The organism is Leptotrichia sp. OH3620_COT-345, assembly GCF_003932895.1.
Taxonomy (GTDB): domain Bacteria; phylum Fusobacteriota; class Fusobacteriia; order Fusobacteriales; family Leptotrichiaceae; genus Pseudoleptotrichia.
The window spans coordinates 1-245 of record NZ_RQYW01000206.1; the positions used below are offsets into that span (position 1 = coordinate 1).

Here is a 245-nt window from a genome sequence, read left to right on the forward strand (position 1 = left end):
AGAGGAGATGATAACAGAAACTTTTTGGGTCAGTTGGGAGAAGGAAGATTAAGAACAACAATAGACAACATAGCAGGGAAAAGACTTGAGAAGGCAACAGACCAGACAGAAATAGGAAAAGCATTTGAAGATGCGTATAAGGATTTAGGTTATAATGCAAAAGTAATATATACAGACCCGTCAAAAGCACCACAGTTGATAGATGAGAACGGTAATATCAAATCGGGAACGGCTTATGTAGGTAA

At 38.0% G+C, this 245-nt stretch carries 1 pseudogene; it reads left to right on the forward strand.

The window, feature by feature from the left end:
- Window positions 1-245 (forward strand): annotated as a pseudogene (locus tag EII29_RS12560) (hemolysin); the annotation flags it as partial.